Genomic DNA, 22,361 nt, shown 5'->3' with positions numbered 1-22,361 from the left:
ATACATTGGAATTCCCAGAACTCTATTTTGAACGTGACACAGACTGGTACGATTGGCTTCTTCATAACCACGACAAACACGACGCAGTATATCTCATCTTCTATAAACTAGATACCGGTATCCCAACCATGCGCTGGGAAGAAGCTGTTAAAGTGGCATTGTGTTTTGGTTGGATAGATTCCACAGTAAAAAGTCTTGGTGGAGGAAAGCGTAAGCAATACTTCTGCCCTCGCAATCCCAAAAGTACTTGGAGTGCCCTCAATAAAAAATATATTGCAGAACTTGAGAAAGACAACTTAATCCAAGAACAAGGCTACAAAGTTATTGAACACGCTAAGACATCTGGCAAATGGACTGAGATGGATGATGTTGAAAATGGTGTCATTCCAAAAGAACTTCAAGACGCTTTTGACAAAAACCCTAAAGCTTTTGAAAATTACCAAAACTTCGCAAAAGGCTATAGAAAAAGTTATTTATCTTGGTTACATAGTGCAAAACGGGAAGCCACACGGCAAAAAAGAATTTCAGAAATTATAAAGCTCTGTGAAGCAAATATTAAGAGTCGTGATGCTTGGTAGAGCTATAACCCACTTATATAACTACCGTAAGGGTCTTTTATTTGTAGGCCTTCGGAATAACGATATTTACTGAGTTTTTTGAACTGAACCAAGCCCCAAAGTATAAACTCTTTTTCGAAATAAACATCGCGTTTATCGATATCTGGTTGATAATCTGCCAGTAAGGCATCTAATGGTTTTACTTCATCTAACTTTGCTTTATATGCAGCATCATCAAAATTATCTAAAAGCTCAAATCCATCTCCATTAAAAAACCAAGAAATTAAATCATCATAAGGTGTTTCTTCCCCTTGCTTTTCTAACTTTTCAATTTTAGGAAAATACTTAGGAAATAAAGTTTTTATTGCTTCATCAATAAGTGTGTTAGCCACAAAATCAGCGCCCTCCTGCTCCCCTTCATATACCAATTCTACCTTACCAGTAATTGATGGAATAACACCAATAAAATCTGAAAGTCTTACCGTGGTATTTTCATCACCAGCTAACAACGCACGTCGCTCAGCTGTACTTAGCAGGTTTTCAAACGCTGTAATGCTCATACGTGCACTTACACCACTCTTTACATCGACATATTCACTTTCGCGGGCTTCAAAACTGATTTGTTCTAATAAATTCTTAGCTAAATCCGGAACATACACCGATGAAGACTGTCTTTCATCAAGCTTGGCTTCCTGCGAGGTAATCGTTCTTGCTGTATCTACAGAATCTGGATAATGCGTTAAGATTTGTGAACCTATTCTATCCTTTAAAGGCGTTACGATACTCCCACGATTGGTATAATCTTCAGGGTTTGCTGTAAACACAAATTGCATATCTAAGGGTAATCGTAATTTAAAGCCTCTTATTTGAATGTCGCCTTCCTGTAAAATATTGAATAATGCCACCTGAATTCTAGCTTGCAAATCTGGTAACTCGTTAATGACAAAAATGCAACGGTTGGCACGTGGAATCATACCGTAGTGAATCACACGATCATCGGCATAGCTCAATTTTAAATTCGCCGCTTTTATTGGGTCTACATCACCTATAATATCTGCTACCGTGACATCTGGTGTGGCGAGTTTTTCAGCAAAACGCTCATCGCGATGCAACCATGTAATTGGTGTGTCATCACCTTTATCATTGATTAATTCAACAGCAAATCTTGAGATCGGTTGTAACGGATCATCATTAATCTCAGAGCCTTCCACAATTGGGATATACTCATCCAAAAGATTGACCATCATACGTGCTAAACGCGTTTTGGCTTGACCTCTCAATCCCAAAAGATTGATATTATGTCGCGATAAAATGGCACGTTCCAATTCAGGTATCACGGTGTTTTCATAACCATGAATACCTTGAAACGTGGTCACTTTGTTTTTAATATTCTCAATCAAATTATCTCTTAATTCATCTTTAATAGATTTTGATTGGTAACCTGCTTTTTTTAGTTCACCTAGTGTTTTTATGTCTTTCATTTTCTAGCTTTTGGCTCTTAGCCTTTAGCTGTTAGCATACTCTTCACGAGCTAAGGGCTAACACCTAAAAGCTAACAGCTTTTATTTATCCTTTAATTCTCTTTTTTCTGTTGTTTTCGTAATCTTCAAAAATCATCTCTCCCAACCCTATCAGTCCTGTGTAAAAGGCCTTACCTCTATTGGCTTGTGTAAATTCTCTAATAAATCGCATGAGATACGGATCTTCAGCGATCATAAACGTGGTTATAGGAATATGCAAACGCCTTGCTTGTTGTGCCATAGCATAACATTTATTGGTAATATATGGATCTAAACCATTACTGTTTTTATAATACTGACCGTCAGGCATACGCAAGCAACTTGGTTTACCATCGGTTATCATAAAAATCTGTTTGTTGGTGTTACGCTTTCTTCGTAGCATGTCCATTGCTAATTGCAATCCTGCAACGGTATTGGTATGATAAGGCCCAACCTTTAGATAAGGTAAATCCTTAATTTTAATTGGCCAAGCATCGTTTCCAAATACTAAAATATCCAAAGTGTCTTTTGGGTAGCGCGTTGTAATCAGTTCAGATAATGCCATGGCTACTTTTTTAGCTGGAGTAATACGATCTTCTCCATATAAAATCATACTATGACTAATATCTATCATCAAAACCGTACTCATCTGGCTTTTGTGAAGGGTCTCTTCTACCACCAAATCGTCCTCGGTAAGATTGAAATTACCGATTCCATGATTAATTTGAGCGTTACGCAAACTTTCGGTCATCGATACTTTGTCTAAAGCATCACCAAATTGATACGCTCTAAAATCACCTGTATGCTCATCACCAAGTCCTACACCTTTACTTTTATGATTACCAGAACCACTGCGTTTTATTTTACCAAAAATATTGTCTAGTGCTTGTTGACGTATAGCGCGTTCTGTTTTTGCCGTAATAGTTAATCTCGCCTTTCCGTCACCAGTGCCATCACCTTCTCCATTTGGGTCTAATTCTTCTCTTATATAACCTTTGTTCTTTAGGTCTTCAATAAAATCGTCTATGGTATACTCTGGTGTGGTCAGTTTGTATTCTTTGTCTAATTGCTTTAACCAATCTATAGCCTCATCAAAATCACCCGAAGTATATGTGATCAATTCCTTGAAGATCTCAAAGAGCTTATCAAAAGGTGATTGATTGGGAGCTTCATAGGTTTTAAAGATAAAACCAGACTTTTTTAACTTTTCTTTCATTGCAGCATAAAAATAAGGCTTTTTAACCTGTCAACAATACAGCACTTTTATATTCTAACATTTTATTAACTTTACTTAAAACAAACCAAAAATGTCAGAAGAAATAGATGAAAGTTTAGATAAACCAAAAAAGAAAATCATTTGGACAACTGATAAAATAATGAGCACCTCAGCTTTATTTATTAGTGTTATTTCTCTTATAGCGTTATTGTATCAATCCTATTTGGCAAGAGAAGAGAACAAGCTCATCCAAGTGCAACAAAGTGCAACTGTACTACCTTATTTAAGTTATTATTTCAGTTCTAACGGTGAGCATTTTAAAATTATAATTGATAATAGAGGCGTTGGCCCGGCATTTGTAAAAAAAGTTGACATTCTTTTTGATGACAAACATAACTTCGACAATACAGATCCACTTTTTGAACATATTTTCAGCGAAGAATACCGTCTGGACTCAATCCCATATTCACATAGCACATTTACTGACGGCTTAGTATTACCAGCAGGAAAACAAATCGATGTTTTTACACTAAGAAGTGATATCGGTAGAGAGCGCTTTCAAAAGGTGTTATCAGAAAAAAATCTTGATTTTTCTATTGAATATGAGGATGTTTACGGAGCACGTTGGAAATTAACCAACGATGACGCCAATACACCTATACCAATAATTGTTGAAGATTAATTGAGACCTTAACATCTCTTTTAGAAATCGCACTTATCTTTTCATTAACTTTAAGGCTTTAGTTAACTAACCTTAAACAAATGAAGAAATTATCGACGCTTGTTATGCTCTTCTGCATAGCACTACTCTCTGCACAAGAATTTTCAATGGACATGGTCAAGAATATGGCACCTCGCAATATTGGGCCTGGTGGAATGTCTGGTCGTGTTACGGCAATTGATGTTGTACTCAACAATCCTGATGTTATGTACGTTGGCACAGCATCTGGTGGCCTTTGGAAATCAACTTCTGGCGGCATTAAATGGGAACCTATTTTTGATAACGAATTAACGGCATCCATTGGTGCTGTAGAAATTCAACAATCCAATCCAAGTGTTATTTGGGTAGGTACAGGAGAAGGGAATCCTCGTAACTCACTCAATGGTGGTTTTGGTGTATACAAATCGCTCGATGGTGGAAAAAGTTGGATGGCAATGGGTCTTGAAAACACAAGGCATATTCATAGGATTATAGTAGATCCTACCAATCCGGATGTGGTTTATGTTGGTGCCATCGGTTCACCTTGGGGAGAACATCCAGAGCGTGGAGTGTTTAAAACTACTGATGGAGGAAAAACCTGGAACAAAATCCTTTTTGCCAATAACAAAACAGGAGTTGCCGATTTAGTGATGGATCCTACAAATCCGAATAAGCTCATTGCTGCTATGTGGGAACATAAGCGCGACCCTTGGTTTTTTAATTCAGGTGGTAAAGGCTCAGGACTGCACATCACGCACGATGGTGGTGAAACTTGGAAAAAAATCACAGAAGATGATGGGTTTCCAAAAGGAGAATTGGGTAGAATTGGAGTGGCTATTGCTCCAAACAAGCCGAATATCATTTATGCATTAGTGGAGGCCAAAAAGAATGCACTTTATAAAAGTGAAGATGGTGGTTTTAAGTGGAAAAAAATCAACGACAAGAATGATATTGGAAACCGTCCGTTTTATTATTCGGAAATTTATGTTGACCCTCAAAATGAAAATAGAGTCTATTCAGTGTTTACTTATGTAAATGTTTCTGAAGATGGCGGCAAGAATTTTGAACAACTTATGCCAGCTTACGGAGTGAGTAACGGCATTCACCCTGACCATCATGCGTGGTGGATTCATCCAGAAGATGGTAGTTTTATGATAGATGGTAATGATGGTGGAATGAACATCACTAAAGATGGTGGTAAAACTTGGCGTTTTATTGGTAACCTACCTGTAGCCCAGTTCTACCATATTAATGTAGACAATGAATTTCCATATAATGTTTATGGCGGAATGCAAGATAATGGTTCTTGGCGAGGTCCAGCTTATGTTTGGCGCGCACAAGGCATAAGAAATAGCTATTGGCAAGAAATTAGTTTTGGAGATGGTTTTGACGTGGTACCAGACAGAGACGATAGTCGTTATGGTTGGTCTATGAGTCAGCAAGGTTTTGTAAGTCGTTACGATTGGAAAACCGGTAATAATTATGGTGTACGACCAACACATCCAGATCCGGATGTGGCATTAAGGTTCAACTGGAATTCAGCTATAAATATTGATCCTTTTGACAATAGTACTATTTACTTCGGAAGTCAATTTGTTCACAAATCCACGGATAAAGGTGAAACTTGGGAAGTGATTTCCCCAGATTTAACTACCAACGATCCTGAAAAGCAAAAACAATCGGAAAGTGGTGGATTAACCATGGATGCTACTGGTGCCGAAAACCATACTACGATTTTAGTAATAGAACCTTCACCTGTTGAAAAAGATATGCTTTGGGTTGGCACAGACGATGGTCGTGTACATTACACTCAAGATGGAGGTGACAACTGGACAGACATTTCAAATATAAAAGGTTTGCCTGAAGGGAGTTGGATTGCTCAAATAAAAGCATCTAACAAAAATAAAGGTGAGGCCCTTTTAATCGCGAATGATTATAGACGATTCAACTACACACCTTATGCGTACAGAACTAAAAACTACGGTAAAACTTGGGAGCGCATCGTTGATGAAAATGATGTAGAGAGTTACACTTTAGCCATAGTTGAAGACTTAGAAGAACCCAACTTAATGTTCTTAGGTACTGATGATGGTTTATATGTCTCCTTAAATGCTGGAGAAAAATGGATCAAATGGACAGAAGGTTTCCCAACAACTTCGGTTAAGGATTTGGTGATTCATCCAAGAGAACATGATTTGGTTATTGGAACTTTTGGACGTGCTGCTTGGATTTTGGATGATATTAGACCATTAAGGGAAATGGCGAAGAATTCATCTATAATGAATTCAAATATTGAATTGTTCGATCCACCAACAGCTTATCAGGCTGCTTACCAGCAACCAACTGGAAGCCGTTTTGGTGCTGATGCGATGTATCATGGTGAAAATCGTGGTGGTGGAGCACGTTTCTCGTACTTATTCAACAAAAAAGAGCAACCAAAGAAAACTGATGAAAACAAAGCAAAGGATGATAACATGGAAGACGAAGAAGCTAACATGGATTCAACTTCAGACAAGGAAAAAACCGTAAAATGGGACTCACTTCAACTTAAAATTTATGATGGAGATCGATTAATCAGAACGTTAAAACAAAAAGCACCAAAGGAAAACGGTATCCATAAATGGACATGGTATATGGATGAAGCTGGTGTAAGCAGACCATCTAGACGTATCAGAAAACAGACCAGAGAATCTGGAGGTGTCAGTGTAAAACCAGGAACATATAGAGCTGTATTGCATTATGGAGATCAAACTTCTGAAACTAGTATCAAAGTAGAATCAGACCCGAGGTTAAATGTATCTCAAAAGAACATTGATGAAGTCTATGCTACGGCTAAACAACTTGAGCAAGTACAAGAAACAGTTGCAAATGCCATTGAGCAGTTAGTAGAAAGTAAAGACATTGCTGAAAAGTATAAAAAAGAACTATCTCAATTAGATAAGGAGACGTATAAAGAACAGATAGAAGCTTCAAAAAATACTGTAAAAGCCATAGACAGTCTAATTGATAAATATTTAGGTAAAATAGATAAGCGCCAAGGGATAACCAGAAATCCTGAAGTAACACCTTTACAGCGATTGAGAACAGCCCAAAGTTATGTGTACAACAGTCAAAATGGTATAACCTCTACTGAGACGACCTTAATAAAACATGCTAAAGACGCTATAGATAAGCTTCTAGGTGAAACCAACAGTTTCTTTAATAAAGAGTGGAAAGAATACCAAGACCAAATGAAACAAATTCAAATGGATCCATTTAAAGAGACCAAGGTGTTTAGTATCGACTAACAATCAAAAAACAATAAATTATGAAATCAAAATTCTTAACATTATGTATTGTGCTTTCCATGTTTTCTTGTAAAGAAGGCAAAAAAGGACAACAGACAGCGCAGCGCGACATTCAAAATTATACCATAAATCAATTTATGGATAACGAAGCTGTGGGAGGTGGAAGCTTTTCACCAGATAATAGTAACCTTTTAATTTCAAGTAACCGTTCTGGCATCTATAACGTTTATACCATACCTACAAAAGGTGTTGAGATGACTCCGATTACACAATCAGATAGTACATCTTACTTCGCCAATGCCTATTTTCCTAATGATAATAGAATGTTATTAAGTGCTGATGGCAATGGTGATGAAATTGACCATTTGTTTGTTAGAGAAACCGATGGTAGCATTAAGAACATTACACCTATAGAAGGTGCAAAAGCCAATTTTTACGGTTGGTCTAAAGACGACAAGTATCTGTACTATGGCTCTAATAAAAGAGACCCTAAGTATTTTGATGTTTACAAAATGTCTATTGATGACTATTCATCAGAAATGCTATACCAAAACAACGATGGGATGGATTTTAGTGGTATGTCTGAAGATGAAAACTATTTCGCTTTGTCAAAAACCGTAAATACCAACGATAGTGATTTATTTATTTACAATGCTAAAACCAAGGAAACTACCAAGATAAATGATAACATGAGCGGTAATTCGGCTCAGGACTTTTCGAAGGATAACAGCAAACTCTATTACACCACTGATGATGGTTCTGAGTTTTCATACTTAATGTCTTATGACTTAAACACTAAGGAAAAGAAAAAAGAAATTGAGAAATCTTGGGATATTATGGGCAGTGGTTTTACTTCAGAAGGAACTTATATGGTTGTTTACGTTAACGAAGATGGTAAAAATGCTATTGAAGTATTGGATACCAAAACCATGGAACCAATAGACTTACCAGATTTTGAAGGAAAAAGTATTACAAGCGTAAGCTTTAATGACGACGAAAAATGGATGCGTATGTATGTTGGTGGATCAAATTCGCCTTCTGACTTATACACCTATAATCTCGATACTCAAGAACAATATAAACTCACAAATGTACTTAACGAAGAGATCAATCCAGAAGATTTGGTAACAGCAAAAGTGATTCGTTACAAATCGTTTGATGGTGTTGAGATTCCAGCGATTTATTACTTACCACATCAGGCCTCTGAGGACAATAAAGTGCCAGCTATGGTATGGGTACATGGTGGTCCTGGTGGCCAGACGCGCCAAAACTTTAGTTCATTGATTCAATATATGGTCAACCAAGGTTATGCGGTTCTTGCCGTTAATAATCGTGGTAGTAGTGGCTATGGAAAAACGTTCTATCAAATGGATGACAAAAACCATGGTGAGAAGGATTTACAAGACTGTGTTGAAGGTAAAAACTGGTTAGCGACGCAGCCAGAAATAGATGGTGATAAAATTGGTATTATTGGTGGCTCTTATGGTGGTTATATGACCATGGCAGCATTAACCTACACACCAGAAGAATTTGATGTGGGTGTCAACCTTTTTGGAGTCACTAATTGGATGCGAACTTTAAAAAGTATTCCACCATATTGGGAATCTTTTAGAGAAGCACTTTATGATGAATTGGGTGACCCGTTTTCAGCAGATTCTGTACGACTCAAAAAGATTTCACCATTATTCCATACTGATAAAGTTACCAAACCACTAATTGTGCTTCAAGGCTCAAAGGATCCAAGAGTATTACAAGTTGAGTCTGATGAAATTGTAGCTGGAGTTAGAAAAAACGGTGTTCCTGTTGAGTATGTATTGTTTGAAGATGAAGGTCATGGGTTTATAAAAAAGGAAAATCAAATTGAAGCCTATAGTAAAATTATAGAGTTTTTAGATGTACATCTTAAAAAGGAAAATGAACCTATTGATGGTGAAACCTCATCTAAAAAAATTGAATCTGAGACTGAATAATTTATATAAAATCAATAAAAAATCCCATAGTAAATGCTATGGGATTTTTATTTTCTATGATCTTTTTACTCTATCCATTTTAGACCCTTATCATCTTCAATTTTTATACGTTTTCCTTTAGTTGAAATATATCCTTCTTTTTTAAACTGAGACAAGATTCTAATTGCAGATTCCGTAGCTGTGCCTACAATACCAGCATAATCCTCACGAGATAAGATAATACTTAAATAACCTTCGTCGTCAGTACCAAAATTATCATGTATATACAATAGAATATCTGCCATTCTGGTTTTAACCGACTTTTGAGCCATGTCAACCAACGAATCATCAGAATCTTTTAAATCGTTTGCCATTTCCTTCAATACATCCATGGTAAACTTCGGATTTTTTGAAAGGTCAGACATAATTTCACTCTTAGGAATAAAACACATTTCCATATCATTTAGAGCAATAGCACTTAAATTGGTTTTCTGATCCGATACCAATGAGCGTTTACCAAGTAAACCACCCTTTACAACTAACTTTACAACTTGGTCCTTACCGTTTTCACTCAATTTAGAAAGCTTGCAAACACCATCCTTAACACAATACACTCCGTTAATCGTTTCACCTTCTTCAAAAATAACCTCCCCCTTTTTATAGAGTTTTCCTGTTTTGCAAGCCGAAACACGCATTAATTCATCTCTTGTCAAGGATTTTAATGCGTTAAACTCTTTAATTATACACGACTGACATTTACTCATATTGATTGATTCTCGGATAGTATTCCAAATATAAGAATAACATGACAAATATCATATTTTAAAAGTTAAGCTTATGTGACCTTTGTTACAGGTATAAATGAGCAAATAAAATGGAAAACAAAACGTGTTTTCATTGTGGTGACAATTGTGGTAATCATGTCATTTCTTTTCAGGAAAAGTCGTTCTGCTGTAATGGCTGTAAAACCGTTTTCGAGATATTTAACGAAAATGATCTCACCTGTTATTACGACTTACAGAATTCGCCTGGTGCAATCCCTAAGGAGATTGACGGTAAATACGATTTTTTATCTCAAGAAAACATCATTGACAAACTAACTGAATTTAGAAGTGATCATGTAGAAATTGCTACCCTCTACATTCCTCATATTCACTGTAGTTCTTGTATTTGGATACTTGAAAATCTCCATAAGCTGAACCCTAATATTTCAGGATCACAGGTCAATTTTGGTAAAAAAACTGTTAGAATTACATACAATTCTGAAGAAACCGATTTAAAATCCGTAGTTGTACTGCTAAGCTCAATTGGCTATGAACCTTACATTAGTTTAGACGATTTTAAATCTGGCAAAAAACATATTAACCGTACCTTAATCTATAAACTTGGTGTTGCCGGCTTTGCTTTTGGTAATATTATGTTCTTGTCTTTTCCAGAATATTTTGAAGTCAATGAATATTGGTTAGAGCAATACAAGCCTCTATTCCGTTGGCTGATGTTTGCCCTTTCTGTTCCTGTAGTGTTTTATTCGGCTCAAGATTATTTTATTTCGGCGTTTAAAGGTCTAAAAGCCAAGTTGCTTAATATCGATGTGCCTATTGCCTTGGGAGTTTCCGTGCTTTTCATTAGAAGTACTATCGAGATTATGCTCGATTTGGGTTCAGGTTTTTTTGATAGCCTTGCTGGTTTAGTATTCTTTCTTTTAGTTGGAAAGTTCTTTCAGCAAAAAACCTATGACTTCTTATCCTTTGAGCGCGATTATAAGTCTTACTTCCCAATCGCCATTACAAAAATTGAAAGAGACGGAAGCGAAAACTCCATTCAGGTTTATGATATCGAAAAAGGAGACCGGCTTCTCATTAGAAATGAAGAGCTAATTCCTGTTGATGGTATTTTGATTAATGGTAAAGCCAAAATAGATTACAGTTTTGTAACTGGTGAATCGCAAACCGTTTCAAAACAATCTGGTGACAAGTTATTTGCAGGTGGCAAACAAACGGCTGGTGTCATAGAGCTAGAAGCACTTAAATCTGTTGAGCAAAGCTATCTCACGCAGTTATGGAGTAATGATGTCTTCAACAAGAACAAGGAAGAAGGTTTTACAAACATTACCAACAACATTAGCAAACACTTTACCATTGCCATACTAACCATTGCCTTTATAGCCACTACATTTTGGTTATTTACAGATGCCAGTAAAGCAATGAGCGTTTTTACAGCCGTTCTCATTATTGCCTGTCCTTGTGCTATTGCACTTTCGGCTCCTTTTACCTTTGGAAACTTATTGAGAATTTTTGGTAAACTAAAGTTCTACATTAAAAATGCCAGTGTTATTGAGCAACTTGCACAAATTAACACGGTTATTTTTGATAAAACAGGAACCATTACATCAAATAAAACCAGTAACGTCGTTTATGAAGGGGAATCACTTTCTGATTTTGAAAATTTAGTTCTTAAAAATTCTTTAAGAGGTTCTAACCATCCCTTGAGTAGAAGTCTTTATAACTTATTGGACGAACACAATATTATAACTTTAGACACCTTTGAAGAACATATAGGTAAAGGTATTGAGGCCCAACATAACGATATTAATCTTAAAATTGGCTCTGCAAATTTCGTTGGCAATCCACAGAACACTGCAGTTTTAAATACCACAGTTCATATAAGTAGTAACAATGAGTACAAAGGGAAATACACCTTTTATAACAGTTACAGAAAAGGTGTGTCCAAACTTTTTAACCAACTCAAAAAACATTTTGATTTGGTTATTCTTTCTGGTGACAATGAAGGGGAAAGAGAAAATCTAAAGAAGTTGCTTCCTGCAAAAACCAAATTGATATTCAATCAAAAACCAGAAGACAAATTAGAGTTTATTAAATACCATCAATCTGAGGGTGCAAAAGTCTTAATGGTCGGTGATGGTTTAAACGACGCTGGAGCTTTGGCACAAAGCAATGTTGGTATTGCGGTTTCTGAAGATGTTAATGTCTTTTCACCAGCTTGTGATGCCATTTTAGATGTTTCAAAATTCAGACAATTATACTCTTACATAATGGCATCAAAATCTGCTATAAAAATCATTAAATGGAGTTTTCTGCTTTCGTTCTTTTATAACATCATTGGTTTATACTTTGCTGTAACAGGTCAATTAGCGCCTGTGATTGCAGCTATTTTAATGCCCTTAAGTTCTATAAGCATTGTGGTATTCACAACCATTTGCACAAACCTATTAGGAAGAAGATTAAAATAAATGATTCTATATGACAAATGTCATGTTTTAAAAATAAGTTCAATAGTAATTTTGAACCGTAACTTCAAATAGGTATGAGTGTTATATATATTTTATTGACTATAAGCGTCATAGTTGGTGTGGTATTCTTTTTCATATTCATTGCAGCTGTAAAGTCTGGTCAATATGATGACAGCTATACTCCTTCCGTGCGCATGCTTTTTGAAGACGAGCTTGTAAAATCAAAAACCGAAAAACCAATCAATACAAAAACTGACTAATTTTTTTAATATGGAAATGCAACAATTCTATTACGATAACAAAATCGTTAAAAAATTCCTCTATGCCACCATACTTTGGGGAGTTGTTGGTATGCTAGTAGGTCTTATTCTGGCCTTTATGTTTTTATTCCCAAATATGACAGACGGAATTTCTTGGCTTAGTTTTGGTCGCTTACGTCCTTTGCACACCAATGCTGTGATTTTTGCTTTTGTTGGTAATGCGATTTTTGCTGGAGTCTATTATTCACTACAACGCTTGCTTAAAGCCAGGATGTTTAGCGATTTATTAAGCAACATTAATTTCTGGGGTTGGCAACTTATTATTGTTGGCGCAGCAATCACACTTCCACTAGGATATACGACCTCTAAGGAATATGCAGAATTAGAATGGCCTTTTGATATTGCTATTGCCATCATTTGGGTTGCATTTGGCATCAATATGATCGGCACCATTTTAAAGCGTCGCCAACGTCACTTATATGTTGCCATCTGGTTTTACTTAGCAACTTTTGTTACCGTTGCAGTACTTCATATTTTCAATAGTTTAGAATTGCCTGTCAGTGGCCTAAAAAGTTATTCTGTATATGCAGGTGTGCAGGATGCACTTGTGCAATGGTGGTATGGACACAATGCGGTTGCCTTTTTCTTAACGACACCTTTCTTAGGATTGATGTACTATTTTGTACCAAAGGCTGCAAATAGACCCGTTTACTCTTATAGATTATCCATTGTCCATTTTTGGTCATTGATATTCATTTATATCTGGGCAGGACCTCATCATCTATTATACACAGCATTACCAGAATGGGCTCAACATTTGGGTGTTGCTTTTTCAATTATGTTATTGGCTCCATCTTGGGGAGGAATGATTAACGGTTTGTTGACCTTGCGTGGTGCTTGGGACAAGGTCCGTACAGACCCTGTTCTAAAATTTATGGTAGTTGCCATTACAGGATACGGTATGGCAACGTTTGAAGGCCCTATGCTTTCACTTAAAAACGTAAATGCCATAGCCCATTACACAGATTGGATTATTGCGCATGTGCACGTAGGTGCTTTAGCCTGGAATGGATTCTTGGCTTTCGGCATGATCTATTGGTTAATTCCAAGGTTATTCAAAACCAAATTACATTCTGTTGGTCTGGCTAATGCTCATTTTTGGATAGGCACATTGGGTATTATTCTTTATGCCCTGCCTATGTATGTTGCTGGGTTTGCCCAGGCTAGTATGTGGAAGCAATTTAATCCTGATGGCACTTTAGTATATGGCAACTTTTTAGAAACTGTTACTGAAATCATGCCAATGTACTGGATGCGAGCCATTGGAGGAACGCTTTATATTACAGGTATGCTCATTTTGGTGTACAACGTTATTATGACTGTTGTAAGGTCTAACAACAAAGTAACAGACGAGCTTGCTGAAGCACCTGCATTGCAACGTGTTTCTAAAAGACGTGTTGCTGGTGAGGGATGGCACACTTGGTTAGAACGTAAGCCAGTATTATTAACTATTTATGCAACGGTTGCCATTCTCATTGGTGGTATTGTACAGATTATACCAACGATAGTTGTAAAATCCAATATTCCAACAATCAGTAGTGTAGAACCTTACACACCTCTTGAGTTGGAAGGACGTGATATATACATTAGAGAAGGTTGTGTAGGTTGTCATTCACAGATGATTCGTCCATTTAGGAGTGAGGTAGAACGTTATGGCGAATACTCTAAAGCAGGTGAATATGTGTACGATCACCCATTCCTTTGGGGAAGTAAACGTACAGGACCAGATTTGCACCGCGTTGGTGGAAAGTATTCAGATAACTGGCACCTCAATCACATGTACGATCCACAAAGCACATCCAGTGGTTCCATAATGCCTGCTTATCAATGGTTAATTAGAAATGAACTTGATAAATCCATGACTGAAAACAAAATGAAAGTTATGGTAGATCTAGGAGTACCTTATACTGAAGAAGATATTGCAAATGCACAGGCCTCAATGTTAGAACAAGGTACTCAAATTGAAACCAACCTATACGCTGATCCTGATTTTGCTAAAACTTACGAAGCAGATAAAGCCGCTGCTGGAGAAGATTTTATTGAAATGAAAAACCGCGAAATTGTAGCGCTTATCGCTTATTTGCAAAGGTTGGGAACCGATATCAAAGTAGAGGACATAAAAGAAACTGCTCAAAACCAATAACGTCATGTTGAAATTTGTAAAAAACCATATGGAAAGTATCACAGGTATAGAAATTTACCCTTTGATATCGCTCCTCATATTCTTTATCTTCTTTGTAGTGTTATTCTATTGGGTAATTACAGCAAAAAAAGAATACATCAAAACTGTTAGCAATTTACCATTAGACAACCAAAACGATCAATTATTATGAGACATTTAATTCCTTCATATATAAGAGTACCTGTCGTATTTTTCTTTATTGCAGGTCTTGTTGAATATTTCGTTGATTCTGGCGATCAACCAGCATTTATGGAGCAACCAGCCATAATGTTGTTTTTATTATTGGTTTTATTGATTCTTCTTGCCATAGAGGCTATTGTTGGCTCAATGGACAACATTTTATACCAAAGTTTAGACGAAGAAGCCAAAATTCGTTATGACCTAAAGCGTGCTGAAACCCCAAAATTTGTGCGTTGGCTAAAACGCGCCTATAACAAACTTTTAGGTACTAAACCAATTGAGGAAGAAGGTGAAATTATCCTCGACCACAACTATGATGGCATCAAAGAGCTCGATAACAATCTTCCTCCATGGTGGGTTTACAGTTTTTATCTTACCATAATTTTCGGATTTATATATATGGCTCGTTATCACGTCTTTAATGCTGATGACCAATATGACGAATATGAAATTGAATATGCAGAGGCAGAAAGAGCAATAGCAGAATACAAAAGAACTGCCAAAAACTTAGTGGATGTAAATACCGTAGAAATCTTGGTTGATGCCAGTGACTTAAATGCTGGAAAGAAAATTTTTGAAGAAAGATGTATCGCTTGTCACAAATCTGATGGCGGAGGTGGTATTGGCCCCAACCTAACTGATGAATACTGGATTCTAGGTGGAGGCATAAAAAATGTCTTTAATACCATATCAGAAGGTGGGCGTGACGGAAAGGGAATGGTACCATGGAAAACGGAATTAAAACCGTTGGAAATGGCACAGGTAGCGAGTTATGTTCTAAAATTTCAAGGTACTTCGCCAGCAGAACCAAAAGAAGCCGAAGGTGAAGTTTGGATTGAAGCGTCTTTAAAAGATACTGAAACAGGAAAAGAGGTACACGACGTTAATATAGAAGTAGAACGTGTAATCCCAGATTCTCTAGAAACCTCTATTGATTATCAATAGAAAATAACGCCATAAATGGAAACGCCACCAAATGAAGTTTTTAGGGATTCTATCGGCACCATCGATGAAGAGGGCAAGCGCAACTGGATCTATCCCAAAAAACCATCTGGCCCATATTACGAAAAACGAAAAATAGTAAGCTACATTTTATTAGCTTTCCTGTTTGTTGCACCATTTATTAAGATTAATGGCAATCAGTTTTTATTGTTCAATGTTATAGAAAGGCGTTTTAACATTTTCGGTTTTCCGTTCTGGCCTCAAGATTTTCATTTGTTTGTAATTTCGATGATTATCGGTGTGGTATTCATCACATTATTTACAGTGGGATTTGGTCGTATCTTCTGTGGTTGGATTTGTCCACAGACCATTTTTATGGAAATGGTTTTCAGACGTATAGAATATTGGATCGATGGCGACCGTAACAAACAAAGACGCTTGGCAAGACAAAAATGGAATGCCGAGAAAATAAGAAAGCGCCTTTTAAAGTGGTTTATATTTTTAGTAGTATCATTTCTTATTGCTAATGTTTTTCTGGCTTATCTTATTGGAAGTGACAAATTATTGAGATATATAACTGATGGTCCTTTTGAGCATATAGGCACGTTAATTCCACTAGTCATATTTACTGGTGTGTTCTATTTTGTTTTTGTATGGTTTAGAGAGCAGGTCTGTATTATCGCTTGTCCTTATGGAAGATTGCAAGGAGTACTCCTAGACAATAAATCTATTGTTGTAGCATACGATCATAAACGTGGAGAACGTGAGAACGGAAGAAAAAAATTCAGAAAAAATGAGGACCGAAAAGCCCTGGGTTATGGAGATTGTATTGATTGCTTACAATGTGTACACGTTTGCCCAACGGGAATAGACATAAGAAACGGCACACAATTAGAGTGTGTAAACTGCACAGCATGCATTGACGAATGTGATCATATTATGGAAAGCATCGACCTTCCTAAAGGATTGATTAGATATGCAAGTGAAGAAAACATTGAAAAGAAAGCACCCTTTAAATTAACGGCTCGTCTTAAAGGATACATCGCGGTACTGGTCATTTTAATTGGTGTTTTAGCAGGTATGCTGGCCTTAAGAAATGATGTTGAAGCAAGGATATTAAGACTGCCTGGTCAACTTTATGAGCGTAAGGATAATAACGTTATAAGCAATGTCTTTACTTACAAATTAGTTAACAAAACAACTGATACCATAACAAATGTTAGCTTTAAACTGAGAGGTATTGATGGTGAAATTAAATTAGTATCCATTTCAGATACATTTATAGTTGAGCCACAAGGTATTGCAGAAGGCACCATGTTCATTGAACTTAAGCAAAGTGATTTATCTGGTGATAAAAATAAATTGAGAATTGATGTCTATAGCTACGATGAACTCATAGAAACAACTACGGTTAATTTCTTGGGCCCTCGAAGTTATAATTAATCAAAAAAACTAGTGCGTTTTAATAAAGATCCTGAAACGAGTTCAGGATGACAAAAGAATTAAATAAAGAGATTCCCGTTTTTTAGGGAAGTAGAAAACATGAAAATAAACTGGGGAACAGCAATTGTAATTGCATTTGTGGCTTTTATAGCCTTCATCCTATACTTTGTTATTAATATGAGTACGGATGATAAATATGATCATGATTTAGTCGTTGAAGATTATTATAAACAAGAGTTACAATTTCAATCTGATATTGATAAAGAAACAAATGCCAGAAAATTGGCAACCAATATATCTTGGAACAAAACAACTGAAGGCATCGTAATCGTTTTTCCTAAACAAATGGATTTCGAAGCTATTGAAGGCTCAGTGTTCCTATATAGACCATCTAATAAGCAATTGGATTTTGAAACACCGATTTCACTGTCCGACCACAATTTGCTCATACCTGACAAACGTTTGTTAGATGGTCGTTGGAACATTAAAGTAGATTGGACATATAAAAATACAGCCTACCTCTATAAAAAGGAAATACTTTACTAATGTTGGTTTCGGCGTTCATATTGGGTTTATTGGGAAGTCTGCACTGCGTTGGTATGTGCGGACCGATAGCCTTTATGTTGCCTGTTGATCGTTCTAATTCCTTAAAAAAAATAAGCCAGATTGCAATTTACCATTTCGGTAGATTATTAGCTTATAGCTTAATTGGTCTGGTCTTTGGATTAGTAGGCAAAAGTCTTTACATCTTTGGAGTTCAGCAACAGCTTTCTATTATCATTGGAATTTTAATGATTGTCGTTGTCCTTTTACCACACAAAAGCATTGGTAAATACAATCTTTCAAAACCACTTTATAGATTAATTTCTAAAGTAAAATCATCGTTGGGAAAAGCCCTAAAAAAGAAAACCGCAGACACCTTTTTAACCATTGGCTTTTTGAATGGCTTCTTACCATGCGGCCTGGTTTATATGGCTGTTTTTGGTGCTATTGCTACTGGCAGTTTAGCAGAAGGTGGCTTATACATGGTTTTATTCGGTGTTGGGACTATTCCATTAATGACCACAGCTATTTATCTAGGAAAATTTTTAAACAGTACCATAAAGCAACGTATTCAAAAAGCGATACCTGTTTTTGTTGTAATTATTGGAGTTCTTTTTATTCTTCGTGGCTTAGGTTTGGGAATACCTTACCTCTCACCTGCTCCGGTTGTGGAAATGGCTTCTAGTAGTATAGAATGTCATTAATATTTTTTAATTAGGATATTTTTGTCTTATTTAAAATAATAGCTTATCTTTGTGGTGTAATAACACAGTTAATATGTTTTCAAAAGCTTGTGAATATGGTATAAAAGCAGCAATTTTTATTGCTGTAAATTCTTCTGAAAACAAACGTGTTACTCCCAAGGAAATTTCTAAAGAAATCGACTCACCACAAGCATTTACGGCTAAAATACTTCAAGCCTTAGTGAGACATGGAGTTGTAAATTCGGTTAGAGGTGCACATGGTGGTTTTGAGATGGATAGGAATAAAATTGCAACCACCAAACTATCGCAAATAGTATATGCCATTGATGGAGATAATATTTACAAAGGTTGTGGTTTAGGCTTACATACTTGTAATGAAAATCACCCATGTCCTGTACACGACAAATTTAAGGTAGTCAGGGAAGAACTAAAGGATATGTTAGAACATACAACCTTAGAACAATTAGCATTAGATATTAAATCTGGTGTCTCATTTTTAAAAATTTAAAAAAATTTGAATATAAATAGGATAAATTTATCTTAAATAAACAAAAACATGGAAGTACTACAAAAAAACACCGAAAAAGAAATAGGACAGTATGTTGCAGACGATTTTAGAACCGCAGCAATTTTCTCTAAATACAAAATTGATTTTTGCTGTAATGGCAATAGAACTATTGCAGAAGCCTGTGAGAAAAAAGGACTCGACAGTTCTAAACTAATGGATGAAATTAATCAAATAATAAATGCGAAAACTGGAGAAACTATTGATTATAAGTCTTGGCCATTAGATTTGTTGGCTGAGTATATTGAAAAGAAACACCATAGATATGTTGAAGAAAAAATTCCTGTCATACGTCAATTTTTAGATAAGTTATGTCGTGTTCATGGTCAACGTCACCCTGAATTACATAAAATAAACGAACTATTTACAGCTTCAGCAGGCGAATTGGCATCACACATGAAAAAAGAAGAACTTATCCTCTTCCCTTTCATAAAGAAAATGGTAAAAGCAAAATTAGAAAACGGAGTTGTGCAATCTCCTCAATTTGGCATCGTAGAAAACCCAATCTCCATGATGAAAGACGAGCATGATAATGAAGGAGACCGTTTTAGACAGATCGCAGAACTAACAGATAACTACAATCCACCAGCAGATGCTTGTAATACATATAAAGTCACCTTTGCAATGTTAGATGAATTTGAAAAAGATTTGCATCTACATATTCATTTGGAAAACAATATTCTGTTTCCTGAAGCTATAAAATTAGAGCAACAATTTGGTTAATAGCAATCCCTAATTAATTCCAGTTTCCGAAGAAATCCTGATATGTTTTCCACAAACAATTCAGGATTTTCTTCTTTAGAATCCTTAAATTTCTAATTCCTAAATTATAATAATGCCAAAAAAGTTAGTCATTATATGCTTAGTTAACTTTTTAATTGCTGCCCTTATGGGTTTGGCATTGCGTTTTTCGTTCATAGAATCCATTGGTATAAATTATAGATTTCTAACGCATGCTCACTCACATGTTGCCATGTTAGGTTGGGGGTATTTAATGATTTTCGCACTGTTTGTTCATTACTTTGTACCCAATGAACCCAAAATCTTTAATCGGTTGTTTTGGCTAACGGAATTCGCTGTAATTGGTATGATGTTGAGTTTTCCATTTCAAGGTTATGCGGCAATTTCTATTTCATTTTCAACATTGCATATTTTCTGTAGTTATTACTTTGTTTATTTGATTTGGAAACATCATAAGACCAATTCAACCGTAAGCCAAAAATTAGTAAAGACTTCTTTAATATTTATGGTTATTTCAACCATTGGCGTTTGGTGTTTGGGACCAGCTGTTGTGACGCTTGGACAGACCTCAGCATTTTATCAAATAGCGATTCAGTTCTTTTTGCACTTTCAGTTTAATGGTTGGTTTTTAATTGCCGTTTTGGCGGTGTTTTTTCATCTTTTAAAAATTGAAAACCCTAAAGAATTCAAACAGTTTTTTTGGTTATTAATTCTTTCCACCCTATTGACCTTGGCCTTGCCAATTCAGTGGTTTGCACCTCATAAAAGTTTGCTGTGGATTAATGGACTTGGTGTTATTCTTCAAATTATAGCGCTTGTTAATTTTTTTCAACTTATAAAACCAAATCTCAAATCAATGCTGAATTACAAAAACAAAGTTGTGTTTTATATGTACAGTTTCGCACTGCTCTGCTTTATCTTAAAAGTAGCATTTCAGTCGCTATCAATTTTACCAGAATTTTCTCAAGTTGTCTATAACCATAGAAATTTTGTAATAGGTTTTATCCATTTGTTAATGCTAGGTGTCATCACAGGATTTCTATTTGCATTTATCTTGAAAAGTGATTTGGTAAGGTTTTCAAAACCTCTATATTTTGGTATTTATAGTTTTCTTTTAGGCTTTGTATTAACAGAATTACTCTTGTTAATTCAAGGTACTATGTTTTACTTCGGAAGCGGTATGCTACGGCATTACTATCTGTTGTTATTTCTATTTAGCATTTTATTGCCATTAGGTATCAGCTTCCTATTAATCAATATTATTAAACTCTATACTTATGCAGCCAAAACCTCTAAAACGTCATAAAGCACTTCAACCATTGAGTCGAGAGCATCATCATGGTTTATTATTATCCTGGAAAATCAGAACAGGATTCAGTAAAAACATCGATCCAAAACGTATTAGAACCTATGCAGATTGGTTTTACAAAAACCATCTTATTCCTCATTTTGAAATAGAGGAAAATCACATTTTTCCAATTTTAGAAGACGAAAACGAATTGGTAAAACGTGCTCTGGCAGAACATAGACGCTTAAAACGGTTATTTGAAGAACGTGAGGATGATATAAAAACTTTAAGTAAGATTGAAGAAGAATTAGAACAGCACATCAGGTTTGAAGAACGTGTGCTTTTTCCTGAAATTCAGAAAGTAGCAACTGAAGACGAATTTTTTCACATTGAAAAAATTCATCAGCCTGAAAAATTTGTAGAAAACGAAAAAGACCTATTTTGGAAATAACAACACAAACATCTTGAAACTGATATATGTCATAATTTTTCTCTTTTCTGAGAAGTACCTTTAGCTTAAGTTAACTTAAACCAAAAACTATGATAAAGTCATTAAATCAAGAAGTATGTAAACTCATATTACACCAAAACTACATTGGTCACTTAGCATATATTTATCAAAACAAACCATTTGTTCTGCCTATCACTTATTTTCATAAAGGCGATAAAATTATTTGTTATTCTGGCGATGGTCATAAAATCCATGCCTTAAGACAACATAATGCCGTAGCACTAGAAGTTAGTGAAATAAAATCTGTAACCAATTGGCAATCTGTTGTAGTACATGGTTTATACCAAGAACTCGAAGGCAGCAGTGCAAAAGCCTTGCTACACGAATTTTCCTTAGGCGTTAAAGATGTAATTATGCGAAAAGAATTACGAGATTTGGATTTTATAAATGAATTCTCTGCAAAAATTGATAGTGATGATATTCCTATAGTTTTTGTTATTAATATCGAAGAAATGACTGGTAAAATGAGACGAAATTAATATAA

General features: G+C 35.7%; 20 protein-coding genes. 17 read left to right on the top strand and 3 right to left on the bottom strand.

Going from position 1 to position 22,361, the window contains the following annotated elements:
* Window positions 1-5: 5 nt before the first annotated feature.
* A complete protein-coding gene (locus F1003_RS10965; protein WP_155089466.1) occupies window positions 6-578 on the top strand; it encodes a YdeI/OmpD-associated family protein in 573 nt (190 codons plus the stop codon).
* Window positions 579-580: 2 nt separating this feature from the next.
* On the opposite strand, the gene F1003_RS10960 is transcribed toward F1003_RS10965, so the two are convergent.
* Both F1003_RS10960 and F1003_RS10955 read right to left on the bottom strand, forming a co-directional pair.
* Window positions 581-2,038 (bottom strand): MoxR family ATPase, encoded by a 1,458-nt coding sequence (locus tag F1003_RS10960; RefSeq protein ID WP_155089465.1) that lies wholly within the window; start codon window positions 2,036-2,038, stop codon window positions 581-583.
* Window positions 2,039-2,123: 85 nt separating this feature from the next.
* Window positions 2,124-3,272 (bottom strand): vWA domain-containing protein, encoded by a 1,149-nt coding sequence (locus F1003_RS10955; RefSeq protein ID WP_155089464.1) that lies wholly within the window; start codon window positions 3,270-3,272, stop codon window positions 2,124-2,126.
* A gap of 91 nt (window positions 3,273-3,363) precedes the next feature.
* Between F1003_RS10955 and F1003_RS10950 the strand changes: the two genes are divergently transcribed.
* The 3 genes from F1003_RS10950 to F1003_RS10940 all read left to right on the top strand — a co-directional run bounded on the left by F1003_RS10950 (window position 3,364) and on the right by F1003_RS10940 (window position 9,229).
* Complete coding sequence (locus tag F1003_RS10950) at window positions 3,364-3,954, top strand: DUF8453 domain-containing protein (RefSeq protein WP_155089463.1); 591 nt, start codon at window positions 3,364-3,366, stop codon at window positions 3,952-3,954.
* Window positions 3,955-4,034: 80 nt separating this feature from the next.
* A complete protein-coding gene (locus F1003_RS10945) occupies window positions 4,035-7,259 on the top strand; it encodes a VPS10 domain-containing protein (RefSeq protein WP_155089462.1) in 3,225 nt (1,074 codons plus the stop codon).
* A 20-nt stretch (window positions 7,260-7,279) separates the two neighbouring features.
* On the top strand, window positions 7,280-9,229 hold the full coding sequence (locus tag F1003_RS10940) for a S9 family peptidase (protein ID WP_155089461.1): 1,950 nt from the start codon (window positions 7,280-7,282) through the stop codon (window positions 9,227-9,229).
* 65 nt (window positions 9,230-9,294) lie between these two features.
* On the opposite strand, the gene F1003_RS10935 is transcribed toward F1003_RS10940, so the two are convergent.
* The gene (locus F1003_RS10935; protein WP_306461429.1) at window positions 9,295-9,921 is read right to left on the bottom strand and encodes a Crp/Fnr family transcriptional regulator; all 627 of its coding nucleotides are present in this window, start codon (window positions 9,919-9,921) and stop codon (window positions 9,295-9,297) included.
* Window positions 9,922-10,082: 161 nt separating this feature from the next.
* Between F1003_RS10935 and F1003_RS10930 the strand changes: the two genes are divergently transcribed.
* The 13 genes from F1003_RS10930 to F1003_RS10870 all read left to right on the top strand — a co-directional run bounded on the left by F1003_RS10930 (window position 10,083) and on the right by F1003_RS10870 (window position 22,356).
* Window positions 10,083-12,458 (top strand): heavy metal translocating P-type ATPase, encoded by a 2,376-nt coding sequence (locus F1003_RS10930; RefSeq protein ID WP_155089459.1) that lies wholly within the window; start codon window positions 10,083-10,085, stop codon window positions 12,456-12,458.
* A 74-nt stretch (window positions 12,459-12,532) separates the two neighbouring features.
* Window positions 12,533-12,718 (top strand): cbb3-type cytochrome oxidase assembly protein CcoS, encoded by a 186-nt coding sequence (gene ccoS, locus F1003_RS10925; protein ID WP_155089458.1) that lies wholly within the window; start codon window positions 12,533-12,535, stop codon window positions 12,716-12,718.
* A 10-nt stretch (window positions 12,719-12,728) separates the two neighbouring features.
* Window positions 12,729-14,921, top strand: a complete 2,193-nt coding sequence (gene ccoN / locus F1003_RS10920) for a cytochrome-c oxidase, cbb3-type subunit I (RefSeq protein ID WP_155089457.1) — start codon at window positions 12,729-12,731, stop codon at window positions 14,919-14,921.
* 4 nt (window positions 14,922-14,925) lie between these two features.
* Window positions 14,926-15,111 carry a CcoQ/FixQ family Cbb3-type cytochrome c oxidase assembly chaperone gene (locus F1003_RS10915; protein ID WP_155089456.1) on the top strand — a complete coding sequence of 62 codons (186 nt, stop codon included), beginning with the start codon at window positions 14,926-14,928 and terminating at the stop codon, window positions 15,109-15,111.
* The gene (locus F1003_RS10910) at window positions 15,108-16,085 is read left to right on the top strand and encodes a cbb3-type cytochrome c oxidase N-terminal domain-containing protein (RefSeq protein WP_155089455.1); all 978 of its coding nucleotides are present in this window, start codon (window positions 15,108-15,110) and stop codon (window positions 16,083-16,085) included. Before F1003_RS10915 ends, F1003_RS10910 begins: the two co-directional genes overlap by 4 nt.
* Window positions 16,086-16,100: 15 nt before the next feature.
* Window positions 16,101-17,525 (top strand): cytochrome c oxidase accessory protein CcoG, encoded by a 1,425-nt coding sequence (ccoG, locus tag F1003_RS10905; protein WP_155089454.1) that lies wholly within the window; start codon window positions 16,101-16,103, stop codon window positions 17,523-17,525.
* A gap of 99 nt (window positions 17,526-17,624) precedes the next feature.
* The gene (locus tag F1003_RS10900; RefSeq protein WP_155089453.1) at window positions 17,625-18,071 is read left to right on the top strand and encodes a FixH family protein; all 447 of its coding nucleotides are present in this window, start codon (window positions 17,625-17,627) and stop codon (window positions 18,069-18,071) included.
* Window positions 18,071-18,772, top strand: coding sequence for a sulfite exporter TauE/SafE family protein (locus F1003_RS10895; protein WP_155089452.1), 702 nt, complete (start codon window positions 18,071-18,073; stop codon window positions 18,770-18,772). Before F1003_RS10900 ends, F1003_RS10895 begins: the two co-directional genes overlap by 1 nt.
* A gap of 73 nt (window positions 18,773-18,845) precedes the next feature.
* Entirely contained in the window at window positions 18,846-19,280 is a 435-nt protein-coding gene (locus F1003_RS10890) for an RrF2 family transcriptional regulator (RefSeq protein ID WP_155089451.1), read from the top strand.
* 48 nt (window positions 19,281-19,328) lie between these two features.
* Entirely contained in the window at window positions 19,329-20,060 is a 732-nt protein-coding gene (ric, locus tag F1003_RS10885) for an iron-sulfur cluster repair di-iron protein (protein WP_155089450.1), read from the top strand.
* A 112-nt stretch (window positions 20,061-20,172) separates the two neighbouring features.
* Complete coding sequence (locus tag F1003_RS10880) at window positions 20,173-21,384, top strand: hypothetical protein (protein WP_155089449.1); 1,212 nt, start codon at window positions 20,173-20,175, stop codon at window positions 21,382-21,384.
* Complete coding sequence (locus F1003_RS10875; protein WP_155089448.1) at window positions 21,356-21,817, top strand: hemerythrin domain-containing protein; 462 nt, start codon at window positions 21,356-21,358, stop codon at window positions 21,815-21,817. The genes F1003_RS10880 and F1003_RS10875 overlap by 29 nt, the downstream gene beginning before the upstream one ends.
* An 89-nt stretch (window positions 21,818-21,906) precedes the next feature.
* Window positions 21,907-22,356 carry a pyridoxamine 5'-phosphate oxidase family protein gene (locus tag F1003_RS10870; RefSeq protein ID WP_155089447.1) on the top strand — a complete coding sequence of 150 codons (450 nt, stop codon included), beginning with the start codon at window positions 21,907-21,909 and terminating at the stop codon, window positions 22,354-22,356.
* The last annotated feature ends 5 nt before the right edge of the window (window positions 22,357-22,361 follow it).

This window comes from Winogradskyella ouciana (assembly GCF_009709615.1).
GTDB classification, from domain to species: Bacteria; Bacteroidota; Bacteroidia; order Flavobacteriales; family Flavobacteriaceae; genus Winogradskyella; species Winogradskyella ouciana.
The sequence above is the reverse complement of the archived record's forward strand: the minus strand, read 5'-3'. Positions and strand labels throughout refer to the sequence as shown.

Excerpts from the sequence above, each read along its gene's own strand:
- F1003_RS10940 (WP_155089461.1), top strand. The coding sequence starts at position 7,280 with ATGAAATCAAAATTCTTAACATTATGTATTGTGCTTTCCATGTTTTCT.
- F1003_RS10900 (WP_155089453.1), top strand. The coding sequence starts at position 17,625 with ATGAAAATAAACTGGGGAACAGCAATTGTAATTGCATTTGTGGCTTTT.
- F1003_RS10915 (WP_155089456.1), top strand. The coding sequence starts at position 14,926 with ATGTTGAAATTTGTAAAAAACCATATGGAAAGTATCACAGGTATAGAA.
- F1003_RS10870 (WP_155089447.1), top strand. The coding sequence starts at position 21,907 with ATGATAAAGTCATTAAATCAAGAAGTATGTAAACTCATATTACACCAA.
- F1003_RS10950 (WP_155089463.1), top strand. The coding sequence starts at position 3,364 with ATGTCAGAAGAAATAGATGAAAGTTTAGATAAACCAAAAAAGAAAATC.
- F1003_RS10930 (WP_155089459.1), top strand. The coding sequence starts at position 10,083 with ATGGAAAACAAAACGTGTTTTCATTGTGGTGACAATTGTGGTAATCAT.
- F1003_RS10890 (WP_155089451.1), top strand. The coding sequence starts at position 18,846 with ATGTTTTCAAAAGCTTGTGAATATGGTATAAAAGCAGCAATTTTTATT.
- F1003_RS10960 (WP_155089465.1), bottom strand. The coding sequence starts at position 2,038 with ATGAAAGACATAAAAACACTAGGTGAACTAAAAAAAGCAGGTTACCAA.
- F1003_RS10910 (WP_155089455.1), top strand. The coding sequence starts at position 15,108 with ATGAGACATTTAATTCCTTCATATATAAGAGTACCTGTCGTATTTTTC.
- ccoN (WP_155089457.1), top strand. The coding sequence starts at position 12,729 with ATGGAAATGCAACAATTCTATTACGATAACAAAATCGTTAAAAAATTC.
- F1003_RS10895 (WP_155089452.1), top strand. The coding sequence starts at position 18,071 with ATGTTGGTTTCGGCGTTCATATTGGGTTTATTGGGAAGTCTGCACTGC.
- F1003_RS10875 (WP_155089448.1), top strand. The coding sequence starts at position 21,356 with ATGCAGCCAAAACCTCTAAAACGTCATAAAGCACTTCAACCATTGAGT.
- F1003_RS10880 (WP_155089449.1), top strand. The coding sequence starts at position 20,173 with ATGCCAAAAAAGTTAGTCATTATATGCTTAGTTAACTTTTTAATTGCT.
- F1003_RS10945 (WP_155089462.1), top strand. The coding sequence starts at position 4,035 with ATGAAGAAATTATCGACGCTTGTTATGCTCTTCTGCATAGCACTACTC.
- ccoG (WP_155089454.1), top strand. The coding sequence starts at position 16,101 with ATGGAAACGCCACCAAATGAAGTTTTTAGGGATTCTATCGGCACCATC.
- F1003_RS10955 (WP_155089464.1), bottom strand. The coding sequence starts at position 3,272 with ATGAAAGAAAAGTTAAAAAAGTCTGGTTTTATCTTTAAAACCTATGAA.
- ric (WP_155089450.1), top strand. The coding sequence starts at position 19,329 with ATGGAAGTACTACAAAAAAACACCGAAAAAGAAATAGGACAGTATGTT.
- ccoS (WP_155089458.1), top strand. The coding sequence starts at position 12,533 with ATGAGTGTTATATATATTTTATTGACTATAAGCGTCATAGTTGGTGTG.